Genomic DNA, 14,003 nt, shown 5'->3' on the forward strand with positions numbered 1-14,003 from the left:
CTTACCGCACCAGCTGCACACGGCCCATGATGCCCGCCGGGCGAACCAGCAGCACCAGCGCCAGCACCACAAACGACAGCACCAGCTTGTACGACGGCCCCATCAGCGGCACCGCCAGCTCTTGTGCCACACACAGCAGCAGCGCACCCAGCACCGCGCCCACCGGGCTGCCAATGCCGCCCAGCACCATGGCCGCAAACGCGGGGATCAGGCTCTCCCAGCCCATCTCGGGGCTGACCACGGCCTTCATTCCCAGCAGCACGCCGCCCAGCGATGACAGCGCCCCTACCAGCAACCACAGGCTGAGCATCAACCCATTGGCCCGGATGCCGCTGGCGCGTGCCAGGTCGGCACTGTCCGCCACGGCGCGCAGCTGGCGGCCGAAGCTGGTGCGGTAGATGAGCACAAACACCACCAGCAGACACGCTGCCGCCACGGCGGCAATCGCCAGATCGGTAGGCAGGATGCGGATGCCGCCAAAGTTCCAGGCGCGCACCAGGGGCAGGTCAAACGTGCGCTGGTCGTGCCCTGCAAAAAAACCGATCAGGCTGCGCAGCAAAAAACCCAGGCCAATGGCCGCCAGCATGGACGACACCATGGGCCGCCCGGCCAGTTTGCGAAAAATCAGCGTGTACGAGCCCGCAGACACCAGGGCCGCGACCCCCATGCTGATGAGCGCCGCAGCCCACAGCGGCCAGCCGCCCAGTAGCTGCACCGCCACGGCCGCATAGGCGCCGGTGGTCAGCATGTCGCCAGTGGCCGCATTGGGGAAGCGGTTGACGCCCATCACCAGGGTCATGGCCAGGGCGGGCAATGCCACTACCAGGCCTTCGATCAATCCGTTGATCAGCAGGTTTACAAAATCGATCCAGGTCATTGCGTCATTCCGTCATCCCGTGCACATAGCGCGTCCGGAGCACCCATTGGGTCTGCATGTTCAAACTTGAAAAAACCCGTTCGGGCTGAGCTTGTCGAAGCCCTGCGCGGCGCTTCGACGGAGCTCAGCGTGAACGGTTTAAGTGGGTTGATACCGACTCACTCACCAAACCAAAGCCCGGCACCCGCCCCTGCGGCACGCCGGGCACAGTGGTCACATCGTGATGGACACCACGTCGCGCCGCACCAGCTGGCCCTTTTCGATGATGAACACACCAAAGTCCGGCGTCACATCGCCCGCCTTGTCAAAGTCCAGCTTGCTGGAGGAGCCTTCGTAGTTCACCTTGGCCTTCTTGGCCAGTTGGGCCTTGCCTTCGGCAAAGGTAAAGACTGCTGTGCCGGGTGCGTTGGAGACATCGCGCATCTTGGCGTTGATCTGCTCGACCGTGGCCTTGGGGCCTGCTGCTTCCATGGCCAGTGCCAGCGAGATCACCATGTCATACGCCATGGCGGCGTAGATGTTGGTGGAAGCGGCCTTGCCCGTGGCCTTGGTGAAGGCGGCGTCAAACTGGGCATACGAAGCGCTCTTTTCGTTGGACACGGTGTCCACCGAGATGATGCCCTCGCACACCTCGGCGCCCAGGGCCTTCACCAGGTCGGGGTTGGCTGCCCAGCCCGGGATGATCCACTTGGTGTCTGCGCCAGACTGGAACCATTCGCGCAGGATGATGGTGGTGTCGGGCAGGTACGAGCCCATCACGATCACATCGGGCTTGGTGGCCAGAATCTTTTGCAGCTCGCTGCGGTAGCTGGGGCGGTTGGGCTCGTAGGTGACATGTGCCGCCACCTTACCGCCACGCTTTTCCCAGGCGCGGGTGAAGCCTTCCACATTGCCCAGGCCCGATGCGTTGTTGAATGCCATGGTGGCCGGGCGCTTGAAGCCACGCTTGGTACAAATCTCGGCAAACGCCGCGCCAAAGCGGTCGTTGGTGGCCTGAAAACGCCACACCAGGTCCTTGGTGTCCAGCGTGGAGATGGCGGGCGCGCCCGACACGTTCATCTGGATGATGCCTGCCGCATCGGTCAGCGGCATCACCGCCAGCGTCACGCCCGATGCCCAGGTGCCCAGCACCGCCTGCACCTTGTTCACTTCGATCAGCTTCTTGGCGGCCAGCACGGCAGCGTCGGGCTTGGTCTGGTCATCTTCGGTAAAAAGTTCGAGCTTGCGGCCACCCGCACCGCCTGCGGCGTTGACCTCGTCCACCGCCAAGCGAATGGCCTGCTGCATGCCGGGGCCGTAAGGGCTGCCCGCGCCTGTGATAGGCGTGAGCGAGCCGATGCGGAACACATCGCCCTGCTGGCTGAAGCCGATGGAGGGAAGGAGCTGCAGAGCCGCTACGGCGCCGCCGAGCTTGACGAAATTTCTACGTTGCATGGTGATCTCCGGTCAGGTCAGGGTTGGAATTCAGAGGGTGTTCTTGACGAAAGCGCCGTCCTTGACGATGGCGCGGATGTGCTCGCCCTGGCCCAGCAGGCAGGTGATGTCGGTAAGTGGGTCACCATCGACCAGCAGCAGGTCGGCAATGGCACCCGCCGTGATCTCGCCCAGTTGGCCTTGCTGACCCAGGATCTCCGCGCCAATCAGCGTGGCCTGCTGCAGCACCGGGCCGTTGCCCAGAATCTCGGCGCGCAGACGCAACTCGTCAGACTGCAGGTAATGCGTTTCGGCCAGCAGGTCGCTGCCCAGGCCCATCTTCACGCCCGCCTTGGCCAGGATTTCGATGGCCTGCTTGCCCTGGCTGCGCACCGAGTCGATCTTGGCGATGGACACCGCAGGCAGGCCATAACGCTCGCCCTCGTTGGCCAGGCCTTCGTAGGTGATGAGCGTGGGCACCATGAACGCGCCCATCTCGGCCATGAATTCCGCTGTGGGTGCATCCACCAGGTTGCCGTGCTCGATGGTGCGCACGCCGCAGCGCACCGCACGGGCAATGGCGCGCGGCGTGTAGGCGTGGGCCATCACATAGGTATTGGCGTTGGATGCCTCTTCCACAATCGCGTGCAGTTCGGCTTCGGAATAGCCCAGGTTGCCAATCGGGTCGTTGGGCGAGGCCACACCGCCCGAGGCCATCACCTTGATCTGCGTGGCGCCCTTCAGGATTTCTTCACGCACCGCCAGGCGGCACGCATCCACCCCATCCACCACGCGGCCGATGTTTCCCAGCTTGTAGGCGCACGAGCACACATCCAGGTCATCGTTGCGCTGGCGGAAATCCGCATGCCCACCGGTTTGCGACAGCGCCTTGCCCGCCGGGAAGATGCGCGGCCCCTGCACCAGCCCCGTGCGCACCGCTTCGGCCAGCGACCAGTCGGCGCCGCCCGCATCGCGCACGGTGGTGAAGCCCCGGTCCAACATCCCCTTCATGATGGGCAGCGAGCGCATCATGGTGAACACATTGGGCATCTTGGCCACCGTGCCCAGGTTGAACGAAGACGCCACCACGTGCACGTGGCAGTCGATCAGGCCGGGCATCAGGGTCATGCCCTTGGCGTCCACCGTGGTGGTGCCCTCGGGCACCTCCAGCTCGGCGCCTACCGCCGCAATGCGGCCGTCCTGCACCAGAACGGACAGGCCGGTGTGTAGTGTGAGTGCGTGGACATCCAGCACACGGCTGTTTTTAATCAACAAAGAGGTCATGAGGTTCGTCAAAGTGGGCGCAATGGCTTCAAAATTACTCATGGCCCATCTTTTTTAGGCGCCATGATGACCATCAAGCATCCATCCGGCGCATTGCTGCATCTTCAGAGTGTGACGCTTGACACGTTGCTGTCACAGGACGCATTTATCGGGCCAATCGCCCTTATCCGCAACGCCTAAAATCTCACCATCCCATGATCCCTACTCATACCCCCTAGCCACATCCATGCGCCGCCTGTGTCCCACCATCTCCGAGCTGAACGCCTTTCACTCCGCCGCCAAGCACCAGGCCTTCACCATGGCCGCGCGCGAGTTGTGCGTGACGCAAAGCGCCATCAGCCGCCACATTGCGGCGCTGGAGGACTACCTGGGCCAGAAGCTGTTCATCCGCAAGGCCACGGGGCTGGAGCTGACCGAGGCAGGCGCCACCTACCTCAATGCCACCCGCCCCGCCATGGCCGCGCTGGAATCGGCCACGGCGCAACTCATGTCGTACGGGGGCGATGGCGGCTCGCTCAACCTCTCGGTGCCGCCCACGTTTGCTGCGCAGTGGCTGTTTCCCCGCCTGGGGCACTTCAAGCGCACCCTGCCGCAGGTGTCGCTGAACTTTGTGCGCTACCAGCACGCACACGACTTTGCGACACCGCATGAATTCGACGCGGCCATCCAGTACGGCTACGGCAACTGGCCCAGCGCCAATGCGCGCTACCTGATAGGCAAGGAGACCAGCATCGTGTGCAGCCCGCAGCTGCAGGCCACCCTGCCCCTGCGCACGCCGCAGGACCTGATGCGTGCCACGCTGCTGCAGCACATCGAAGTACCCCTGGCGTGGCAGGACTGGATGGAAGCCAACGGCCTGGACACCAGCGCCAGCCGGTTCGGCCCGGGCTTCAATCTGTACTCGCTGATCATCCGCGCCGCCGTCTCAGGCTTTGGCGTAGGCATCGTGCCCACCTGCCTGGTGGAGGACGAACTGGCGGCGGGCACGCTGGTGGAGCCCCTGAAAGACCGCTTTGACAGTCCGCTGGGCTACTACCTGTGCGCGCCTACCGCGCGCACCAACCTGTCGGTGTACCGGCTGGTAGCCGGGTGGCTGGAGCATTGCTGCAACCATGCCGAGGGCGCCGCAGCGCCAGCCGCAACCCCCTGCATTTTCTGCAGCCCCCAAGCCTCAACGACGGGTTAGATCAGGGTATGGGTGGCCCCGCGCAGCCAGCGCAGGGCGCCACACCCGCGGGCCCGCTTCAGGCAAACAGCGCCTTGTGCTGCTCACGCAGCAAATTCTTCTGCACCTTCCCCATCGTGTTGCGCGGCAGCTCGGGCACCACAAAACACTTCTTGGGAATCTTGAAGTTGGCCAGCTGCGACTTGAGCTGCGCCACGATGGCATCGGGGTTGAGCTGCGCACCGGGCTTGGCAATCACCACGGCCACGCCCACTTCGCCAAAGTCGGGGTGGGGCACGCCCACCAGGGCGCTTTCGGCCACGCCGGGCATCTCATTGATGTAGCCCTCGATCTCGGCCGGGTAGACGTTGTAGCCGCCGCTGATGATCAGGTCCTTGCTGCGGCCCACGATGCTCACGTAGTCGCGCTGGTCCACTTTGCCCACATCACCGGTTTTGAACCAGCCGTCGGCCGTGAATTCTTCGGCGGTCTTTTCGGGCATGCGCCAGTAGCCCTTGAACACGTTGGGGCCCTTCACCTGGATGCTGCCGATCTCGCCCACGGGCAGCGGCTTGTTGGCATCGTCCACCACGCGCAGGCCCACGCCGGGCAGCGGGAAGCCCACCGTGGCGCCGCGCCGCTCGCTCTGGCCGCCGTGGCGTGCATCGGCCGCATAGGGGTTGCTGGTGAGCATGATGGTTTCGCTCATGCCGTAGCGCTCCAGGATGGTGTGGCCTGTGCGCTGCTGCCATTCGGTAAAGGTCTCGATCAGCAGCGGGGCCGACCCTGCGATGAACAGGCGCATGTTCTTGGCGGCATCCTTGGTCAGGCCCGGCTCGGCCAGCAGGCGCACATACAGCGTGGGCACGCCCATGAACACGGTGGCGCGCGGCATGGCGGCCAGCACGGCCTTGGGGTCGAACTTGGCGAACCAGATCATCTTGCTGCCGTTGATGAGCGCGCCGTGGATGGCCACGAACAGGCCATGCACGTGGAAGATGGGCAGTGCGTGGATCAGCACATCGCCATCCTTCCAGCCCCAGTAGTCCTTCAAGGTCACGGCATTGCTCAGCAGGTTGCCATGCGTGAGCATCGCGCCCTTGCTGCGGCCGGTGGTGCCGCTGGTGTAGAGGATGGCGGCCAGGTCGTCGGCCGACTTGTTCATCGGCTGGTGTACCTCGCTGTGGTGCGCTGCGCGCTCCAGCAGGCTGCCCGTGCGGTCGTCGCCCAGCGTGAACACATGGCCCGTGCCCTGGGTGAAGGCGATCTTGCTCACCCAGCCGAAGTTGCCGGGCGTGCAGACCACCACGGCGGGCTCGGCGTTGCCGATGAAGTATTCGATCTCGGCGCTCTGGTAGGCGGTGTTGAGCGGCAGGAACACATAGCCCGCGCGCAGCGTGGCCAGGTACAGCACCATCGCTTCGACCGATTTTTCGACCTGCACGGCCACGCGACTGCCTGCGGGCAGCTTCAGCGACGCCAGCAGGTTGGCCATGCGGGCGCTCGCACGGTCCAGGTCGCCCCAGGTGTAGAACAGCGGCGTGCCATCGGCCGCCGTTGTCTCCACAGCGGTGCTCGACAGGTCGGCAGGGAAGGCAGCGCGCAAGGCGCTGAAGAGGTTGTGTTGGCTCATGGCTTGGGCTTTGCTTTTTTTGACAAGGAAGAAGACGGGAAGCGGGGCCGCAGCGGTCAAAACACCGGCGGACGCTTGTCCAGAAAGGCAGTGATGCCCTCGCGGTGCTCGGCGCTGTTCGCATAGCCGTAGGGGTCGGGCGCACCGCTTACTATGTTTTCTATAGCTGAAAACTCTTTACTGTCGAGCGCAGAAGGCGTTTTTAATGCCCTCAATGTCTGTTTGTTCAAACGCGCGGCCTGGGGGGCCAGCGCCGCCACCCGCTGTGCGCTGCCCAGGGCGTCGGTGGCCGCCATGTCGTCGGCCACCACCCGGTTCAAAAAACCGCGCGCCAGCATGTCGGCCGCGCTGAAGGTGGCGGCCTCCAGCAGCATCTGGCGTGCCACCACCTCGCCCACCGCGCCCGCCACCAGTTGCGCCTCGCGCGGGGCCATCGGAAAGCCAAGCTTGGCGATGGGCGCGCCGAATCGGGCGGTGCTGCCCGCGATGCGGATGTCGCAGCAGCTCGCAATCTCGACCCCCGCGCCCATGCAGGCCCCGCTGATGCGGGCCACGATGGGAACGTCACAGGCCAGCATGGCGTTCAGCCCGCCCCACACGTCGTTTTCATGGAAATCACGCAAGGCAGCGGCGTCGAAGCGGAAGGCGGGGTATTCAGAGATATCCCCGCCCGCGCAGAACGCGCCGCCGTCGCCCTCAATGAGCACGCAGCGGGCATTCGGGTCGCGCTGAATGCCCTCGAACACCGCACGCAACTCGCGCCACATGGCGCGCGACATGGCATTGAGCCGCCCCTCGTGACGCAGCACGACCCGCACCACGCCCCCCTCGCCCTGGCGGGCCGTGACATCACCTGGCATGGTGCCCCTCAGTCCAGCTTGACGTCGGCGGCCTTCACCACCTGCGCCCAGCGTTTGACCTCGCCACTGACCATCTTGCCGAAGTCCTGCGGGCTCAGCGTGCCGAACTCGGCGCCATTGCCGGCCCAGCTAGTCTTGATTTCTTCCGACTGGCCGAGCTTGCGCACCTCCTCGACGATGCGCGCCTGCACATCGGCGGGTGTGCCTTTGGGTGTCCACAGGCCATACCAGGTGGTGACCGTGTAGTCGGGCAAGCCCACTTCGGCGGCGCAAGGCACGTCGGGGAAGGCCGGATTACGCTTGGCACCCGCCACCATCAGGGCCTTGATGCGTCCGCCCTTGATGTGCCCGGCGGACGAACCCAGGCCGTCAAACATCATGTCCACCTGCCCGCCCACCAGGTCTGCCAGCGCCGGGCCCGCCCCCCGGTAAGGGATGTGGGTGATGAAGGTCTTGGACTGGATCTTGAACAGCTCGCCCGCCAGGTGGTGCGAGCTGCCCGAGCCCGCCGAGCCATAGTTGAACTTGGCGGGGTTGGCACGCACCAGGGCCAGAAATTCGCGGAAGTCCTTGACCGGCATGTTCTTGGGATTGACCACCAGCACCTGGGGCACGCTGGCCAGCAGGGCCAACGGAATGAAGTCCTTCTCCAGATCGTAGTCGAGCTTGGGATAGACCGAGGGCGCAATCACATGGTGTGCGCCGCCCATGAACAGCGTGTACCCGTCGCCCGGCGCCTTGGCGGCAAAACTGGCGCCCACGTTGCCACCCGCACCGCCACGGTTGTCGATCACCAGCGTCTTGCCGGTGGTCTTGGCAAACTGCGCCGCCAGCGGGCGTGCAAACGTATCGGTGCCGCCCCCAGCCGGAAACGGCACCACCAGGTTCACCGGCTTGGCGGGCCAGGCCGAGGCCTGCGCCCAGCTGCTGCCACTGGCCAGGCCAAGGCCCGCAGCCGCCGCGCCCAGCAGCACATCCCGGCGTTGAATTCGCGATGGGTTCCTATTCATTCGCTTGTCTCCTGTCGTTGTAAAAATCACCTTCAGTAGCGCGGGCCGGGCACCTTGCGGTGCACCCCGTCACATCCAACCAATCCATCGACACATCGATCAATCGATCAGCCAGTCCTTGCGTTCTTCAGTTTTTTTCTTCGGTCCACCTGCACACCTGCCCGTCACAACATCAGTCGCGGCACAGGCTGTCGATGTCGCCCGACACCGGCACCTTGCCCTGCGCCAGCAGGCTGCGGTGCTTGTCGATGCGCTTGAGGTCATACAGGTAGTTCACCATCAGCCCGTACGACTGTTTTTGCCCCTTGGACGAAGGGTCGCCCGCCCAGTTCAGGCGTTCTACCCGCGCACCGTTGCCCAGGTGGAAACGGGCCACGGGGTCCACCGGTTTGCCCTCCTGCATTTCGCGGCCCAGATAGTACGCCGCGCACTCCAGCAGCATCTGCCGCACGGGCGATTTGGCGTCCAGCTCCAGCGCCTTGTCGATGGCACCCAGCAGGTGGGTGGCTTGCGGCGGTTCAAAGCCCACGGCGCGGCCCAGCTCGGTGCGGCGCTTGTCGTCCAGGCGCTCCAGCATCGCACCCGCATGCTTGCCCAGCCAGGCGCGGAAGCCCGGAATGGGCGACAGCGTGGCGAAGGTGCGCAGGCGCGGAAACTCGGCCGTGAGCGTCTCCACCACGTGCTTGATGAGCGAGTCGCCAAAACTCACGCCGCGCAGGCCCGTCTGTGTGTTGCTGATCGAATAGAAGATGGCCGTGGTGGCGCGGGTAATGTCGGCGGGCGCGGCGGCTTCATCGAGCAGCGGCGTGATGCTGGACGAGATCTTGTCGAGCAGCGCCACCTCCACAAAAATCAGCGGTTCGCCCGGCAGGCGGGGGTGGAAGAAGCCGTAGCAGCGGCGATCACTGTCCAGGCGGTTCTTCAGGTCGGCCCAGCTGCGGATGTCGTGCACGGCCTCGTACTTGATGAGCTTTTCGAGCAGCGAAGCGGGCGAGTCCCACGACAGGCGCTTGAGCTCCAGAAAAGCCACGTCGAACCAGGTCGAGAACAGGTGCTCCAGCTCGGCATCGAGCGGCAGCAGGCGCTTGTCGGCCTTGAGCAGGGGCAGAATCTCGGCGCGCAGGTCCACCAGAAAACGCATGCCTTCGGGGAAGACAGAGAACCGCTGCAGCAGCCGCGTGCGCGGCGACACCAGCGCGCGGCGCAGGCTGATCTCGGCCTGCCCCTCTTCGGCCGTGCCCGCTGCGGCCTCGTAGCGCTGGCGGGCCGACTTGAAGCGCGTGGCATCGGGTGCGAACTGCTCACACATCAGCAGCCACATGTCGCGCCGCTCCTCGGGCTCGGCCTTGGCATACCACTCGGCCACGGCCTGGGCGCGGCGCCCGCCTTCGATCTCGCTCACCTGCGGGGCCACCACCTCCTGCAGGTCGGCCAACAGGCGGCGCAGCGCGCGGGGCGACAGTGCCTCGCTCCCCCGCCGCAAGGTGGCCTGCAGCCGCTCGTGGGTGGAGCGTGGCACAGCCACCTTGGCCACCACGTCGGTCACGGATTTGTCGAGGGCAGCCTTGGCCAGCTTGTCACCGCCCTTGTCGGCGGCAGGGGCGCTGGTGCGCAGGCGTGACACGCTGCGGGTGATCCATTCGGGGGTGCTGTTCATCATGGTGTCAACCTCGATTGCTGATTGCGGGCGATGTCGCGCAGCGCATCGCGCTGGCGCAAGAGATGGGTGCGCATGGCCTCTTCGGCGGCTTCGCTGTCGCGCGCCTTGAGGGCGGCAAACACAGCCAGGTGCTCGGCCAGGCTTTGCTGCAGGCGGCCCGGGGCATGCAGCGTCTGGTGGCGCGCCAGACGCAGGATCTTGCGCAGGTCGCCAATCACCTGAGCCAGCCAGCGGTTGTCGGCCAGCGTGATGAAGGCCTCGTGGATGGCGTAGTTGGCCTCGTAGTAATCGGTGATGCGCCCTTCGGCCGCGCACTGCTGCAGCCGCTGGTGCAGCAGCTCCAGCGCCGCCACGTCGGCCCCGCTCGCCTTGTGCGTGGCCTCATGTGCCGCGCGGCCCTCCAGCAGCGCAATTACAGGGAACAGGTCGTCCAGGTCCTTGTCGGTGATCTCGGCCACAAAACAGCCCCGGCGCGGCTCGTGGCGCAACAGGCCCTCGGCCACCAGCACCTTGAGCGCCTCGCGCAGCGGCGTGCGCGAGATTTCGAGCCGCTCACACAGCGCTGCCTCGTCCAAAAAGCTGCCGGGCCGCAGGTCGCCCGCAAAAATCTGGTCCCGCAGCCGCGAGGCGACTTCGTCGTGCAGTGAATTCGGAACGGGACGCATGGTGGGCAGAGCTCCAGGGTCATCGACCCACTGGGGTACTTTTTTTGATCGCTTGATTGCCACGGCGCGCGCAGATCGGAAGGAGCCGCCGCGAACAATCAACGACCGGCCCCGCCTTTACTGCTCGCAACACACCACTAAAAGCTGGCTACCGGGTGCATTGCCTCGCCATGTACGTAATTTCTCATAATTACGCAAAATAACAAGCGAAAAAATGCGAGTTGAAGGGTTCGGTTACACAAAAGTGGGGGATTGCGGCGGCTGAGCAACGTGGGGCGCTGGCTGGGCGGTGCCAAAAGGCCTCCAAAAAAGCCGCCACCGCGCTCCGGTCCCCGATGGCCACCCCAAACTGCTCCACTGTTGGCCAGTCAAACTGCTCCAGGCAGGACGGGGTGATTATGCGGGGTCTGAGGTGATGATCAGGCGTGCAGCAGCCTCTTTGAGCCTGTAGCTCTTGCCCTCGAACTCCAGCATGGCGCAGCGGTGCATGAGGCGATCGAGGATGGTGGTGGCCATGGTCGCGTCGCCCAGGTAGCGACCCCAGTCCTGCACGACGCGGTTGGAGGTGATGACGATGGAGCGGCGCAGCTTGTAACGCTGGTGGACCAGGGCCTGCAGCAACTCGGCGGCATGCTCGCTGATGCGCCTTGCCAGGAACAGGTCATCGAGCACCAGCAAGTCGGCCGCCACCCAGCCCTTGAGCAGACTGGCGCGCTCGTCGGCGTCGGCCAGCGCATAGCGAGCGAACTCGCTGTCAGCTTCGATGTAGGACACGTCATGACCGAGCAAGGTGGCTTGGTAGGCCACGGCCTTGGCGATGTGGCTCTTGCCGGTGCCGGGCTTGCCTACGATCAGGGCGTTGGCGCCTTCGCTGAGGAACTTCAAGGTGTGCAACTCGAAGCAGGCTGCGCGCGGCAGCTTTGGGTTGAAGCGCCAGTCGAAGTCGGCCAGGGAGGGCTTCTCATCCAGGCCGGAGAGCTTGAAGCGACGTGCCATCAGCCTGCTGTGGCGTCGGTCGAGTTCGTCTTGCAGCAAGGCTGAGAGCGTATCCAGAAAGGGCTCCTGAGCGGCCTGGGCCTGCATCAGGCGCGTCTGCAGGGTCTCAGCCATGCCTGACAGGCGCAGCTTGCGCAGGGTGGCCTCGATGTCGTGGGGGGTCATGGCGGTCATGCGAAGAAATCTCCTTGAGGTGTGATGGCGGGTGTCGTGGCCGCTGTGGCCATGGCGAAGAGTTCGCCGTACTCCTGTGGGTTGCGGATGAGGTCGTGCGTTTGCGTGGTGCTCGCGGGTGCGGCCTGCGTCGCTGTCGGGGCGGCATCGAGTTGGGCCAGAGCCTGCGCCACCAGGCGTTCGGTGATGGCCTTGACGTGGCGGTAGCTGTGCACACCGTCGTCGATGGCCTGGGCACAGGCGGTGTTGACCATCTGGCGTGGATAGCGGTCGGCCAGGTGCACGATGCCCCACAGCTTGCGCTGGCCCACACGGCCTTCGATGGCAAACAGCATCTGGCACAGCCGGGCGGCGTCCACGCCGATGGCATCGGCCTGCTTGAGGATGTGGAGGGTCTCGCGGGAGGGGTTGAAGACGCGCTCGTCCATGGGCAGCACCACGGTGCCTGGCCGCTCGGCCAAGGTGTGCGTGCGCAGCAGGGCCTGGGTCTGTAGGTCGCGAATCTCCAGGCGGCGCTCGAAGATGCGCACCAGCACCTTGGTGCCAATGTGCGCCGGCCGCGCGGCGTAGCTGCAATGGGCCACGCGCACGCAGCCGTCGTCGCACACGGTGCGCTGCTCGTCACGGAAGTACGCCATGGGCAGCGTGGGCAAGGGCTGCAGGTGGGGCCGCTCTTCTTCGAACATGGCCTGTACCTGGCGGCGCTCTGAGCCGTGGATGCGAGAGGCCGCCCACTTGGTCTCCCAGTGCTCCAGGTAGGTGTTCTGTTCTTCAATGGTCTCGAAGCGCTTGCCCTTGAGTGCCGTGGCCTGAGTGTGACCAATGGCATTCTCGACACTGCCCTTGCGGTTGGGGTCACGTACCCGCGCCGGGTCGGCCACGACCTCGTAGTGTGCCAGGGTGGCGGCGTACACGGGGTTGAGCTCGGGCTCGTACAGGTCGGGCTTGAGCACGCCTTCCTTGAGGTTGTCCAGGACCACGTATCGGCACGAGCCGCCAAAGTAGCGCCAGGCTTGTTCGTGCAGTTCGGCCCAGACCTGTTGGCCAGAATTCCAGACCACGCGGCGGAAACTGCGGCGCGAATACCGAAGCGTGGCCACGAACAGGCGTGGCTTGCGCCAGCGGTCGGTGCCGGGCACGCGGGTGGGCGCGCCTTCGCCGAAGTCCACCTGCATCTCCTCGCCGGGCAGGAAGCTCAGGCGGTCGAACTGCTCAGGCTCACGCACCCGGATGCGCGCCACGAAGCGTTTGACGGAGTTGTAGCGTGCAGCAAAGCCGTGGGCATCGACCAGGTCCTGGTAGATGGCCGTGGCATTGCGGCCCAAGCGCAACTGAGCTTCGATGAAGGCGCGGTGGGGCTCACACAGCGAGGTGGCCGCCGGCGCAGGCGCCAGCAGTAAAGCCGGTGGCCGGGGTGGAGCAGTTTGGCTGGCCAGGGGCACAACCAGGTCGGTGGCCACCCCGGGGCAGTTTGAATCGTCAGGCGACGGGGGCGGCGGATCGCCCTGGGCCTCAAAGCGCTTAGCCCAGGCGCGGATGGTGTGGCGGGAGATGCCGGTGCGGCGCTCAATCTCGCGCTGGGTGTTACCCGCGCGCAGGAGCGTCCAGATCGTGGTTTGTAGATGTGGCTTCAAGACGTTCACCTCGTGAATCCCCCCTTGTGATCAAGGGGGTGGAAGTTACGTCCTGCACGTCAGAGCTGAGGCGCCTGACTCACCGAAATCAATGGGTCAACTCACCCCGGCCAGGTGGAGCAGTTTGGGTGGCCATAAGTGGGGCAGTTTGGGTGGCCGCCGGGGCTCCGGTCCACTGGGGTGGCCCCCTCTGATCGCGCGTCAGTCAGCTCCCGGCCTGCATCAACCAACTCTGCGCAAAAAAATAGCCCGCACTGGGCGGGCTAAATCTTGCATATCTCGATGCTTCGTGGGATCGAACCGTCAGAATTAACGGCATCCGAATGGTATGGGCGCAATTGCCAGGCGACCCAGATCGCAGGTGAAGAAGCGTGACATATGCCTCACTTTGCCTCGTCCGTGCGACCCGGTGAGCTATGAGTCATCTTCCGGCAAGCTGACCAGTCAGTCCAGCACCATGAACACTGCGGTGGATATCCTCTTTTGCGCGGGGACCATCGACCAAGAACAGCCGTTGGCCTCGGTCACACGCAGTCACTCAACGCTCCAATTGAGACGAGAGCGGAGCCCGTACCCTTGAGTCCACCGCGATAGCGGGCTGCCTAGCTACATAAAGTGCGCTTGCTGCGTAC

General features: G+C 65.0%; 11 protein-coding genes. 1 reads left to right on the top strand and 10 read right to left on the bottom strand.

Translation table 11 applies throughout. The annotated features are described in order from the left end of the window. Position 1 precedes the first annotated feature (1 nt). The 3 genes from ACSQ3O_RS18090 to ACSQ3O_RS18100 all read right to left on the bottom strand — a co-directional run bounded on the left by ACSQ3O_RS18090 (position 2) and on the right by ACSQ3O_RS18100 (position 3,574). A complete protein-coding gene (locus ACSQ3O_RS18090) occupies positions 2-877 on the bottom strand; it encodes a branched-chain amino acid ABC transporter permease (protein WP_436139937.1) in 876 nt (291 codons plus the stop codon). Between the two features lie 213 nt (positions 878-1,090). Beyond that, positions 1,091-2,311: an ABC transporter substrate-binding protein gene (locus tag ACSQ3O_RS18095; protein ID WP_436139938.1), complete on the bottom strand. Its 1,221-nt coding sequence runs from the start codon at positions 2,309-2,311 to the stop codon at positions 1,091-1,093. A 30-nt stretch (positions 2,312-2,341) separates the two neighbouring features. Next, on the bottom strand, positions 2,342-3,574 hold the full coding sequence (locus ACSQ3O_RS18100) for an amidohydrolase family protein (protein ID WP_436141146.1): 1,233 nt from the start codon (positions 3,572-3,574) through the stop codon (positions 2,342-2,344). Between the two features lie 226 nt (positions 3,575-3,800). Between ACSQ3O_RS18100 and ACSQ3O_RS18105 the strand changes: the two genes are divergently transcribed. Further along, positions 3,801-4,760 (top strand): LysR substrate-binding domain-containing protein, encoded by a 960-nt coding sequence (locus tag ACSQ3O_RS18105; protein WP_436139939.1) that lies wholly within the window; start codon positions 3,801-3,803, stop codon positions 4,758-4,760. Between the two features lie 58 nt (positions 4,761-4,818). On the opposite strand, the gene ACSQ3O_RS18110 is transcribed toward ACSQ3O_RS18105, so the two are convergent. The 7 genes from ACSQ3O_RS18110 to istA form a co-directional block, all read right to left on the bottom strand. Further along, the gene (locus ACSQ3O_RS18110) at positions 4,819-6,372 is read right to left on the bottom strand and encodes a malonate--CoA ligase (protein WP_436139940.1); all 1,554 of its coding nucleotides are present in this window, start codon (positions 6,370-6,372) and stop codon (positions 4,819-4,821) included. 56 nt (positions 6,373-6,428) lie between these two features. Further along, on the bottom strand, positions 6,429-7,232 hold the full coding sequence (locus ACSQ3O_RS18115) for an enoyl-CoA hydratase/isomerase family protein (protein WP_436139941.1): 804 nt from the start codon (positions 7,230-7,232) through the stop codon (positions 6,429-6,431). A gap of 8 nt (positions 7,233-7,240) precedes the next feature. Beyond that, positions 7,241-8,242: a Bug family tripartite tricarboxylate transporter substrate binding protein gene (locus ACSQ3O_RS18120; protein ID WP_137748526.1), complete on the bottom strand. Its 1,002-nt coding sequence runs from the start codon at positions 8,240-8,242 to the stop codon at positions 7,241-7,243. A gap of 172 nt (positions 8,243-8,414) precedes the next feature. Continuing rightward, on the bottom strand, positions 8,415-9,899 hold the full coding sequence (locus ACSQ3O_RS18125) for a malonyl-CoA decarboxylase (protein WP_298454866.1): 1,485 nt from the start codon (positions 9,897-9,899) through the stop codon (positions 8,415-8,417). Continuing rightward, entirely contained in the window at positions 9,899-10,567 is a 669-nt protein-coding gene (locus tag ACSQ3O_RS18130; protein WP_063461815.1) for a GntR family transcriptional regulator, read from the bottom strand. Before ACSQ3O_RS18130 ends, ACSQ3O_RS18125 begins: the two co-directional genes overlap by 1 nt. 396 nt (positions 10,568-10,963) lie before the next feature. Then, on the bottom strand, positions 10,964-11,728 hold the full coding sequence (gene istB / locus ACSQ3O_RS18135) for an IS21-like element helper ATPase IstB (RefSeq protein WP_374258801.1): 765 nt from the start codon (positions 11,726-11,728) through the stop codon (positions 10,964-10,966). Positions 11,729-11,733: 5 nt separating this feature from the next. Continuing rightward, positions 11,734-13,380, bottom strand: a complete 1,647-nt coding sequence (gene istA, locus ACSQ3O_RS18140; protein ID WP_374258795.1) for an IS21 family transposase — start codon at positions 13,378-13,380, stop codon at positions 11,734-11,736. Between the last annotated feature and the right edge of the window lie 623 nt (positions 13,381-14,003).

It is taken from the genome of Acidovorax sp. LjRoot74 (assembly GCF_964254355.1).
GTDB lineage: Bacteria > Pseudomonadota > Gammaproteobacteria > Burkholderiales > Burkholderiaceae_C > Acidovorax.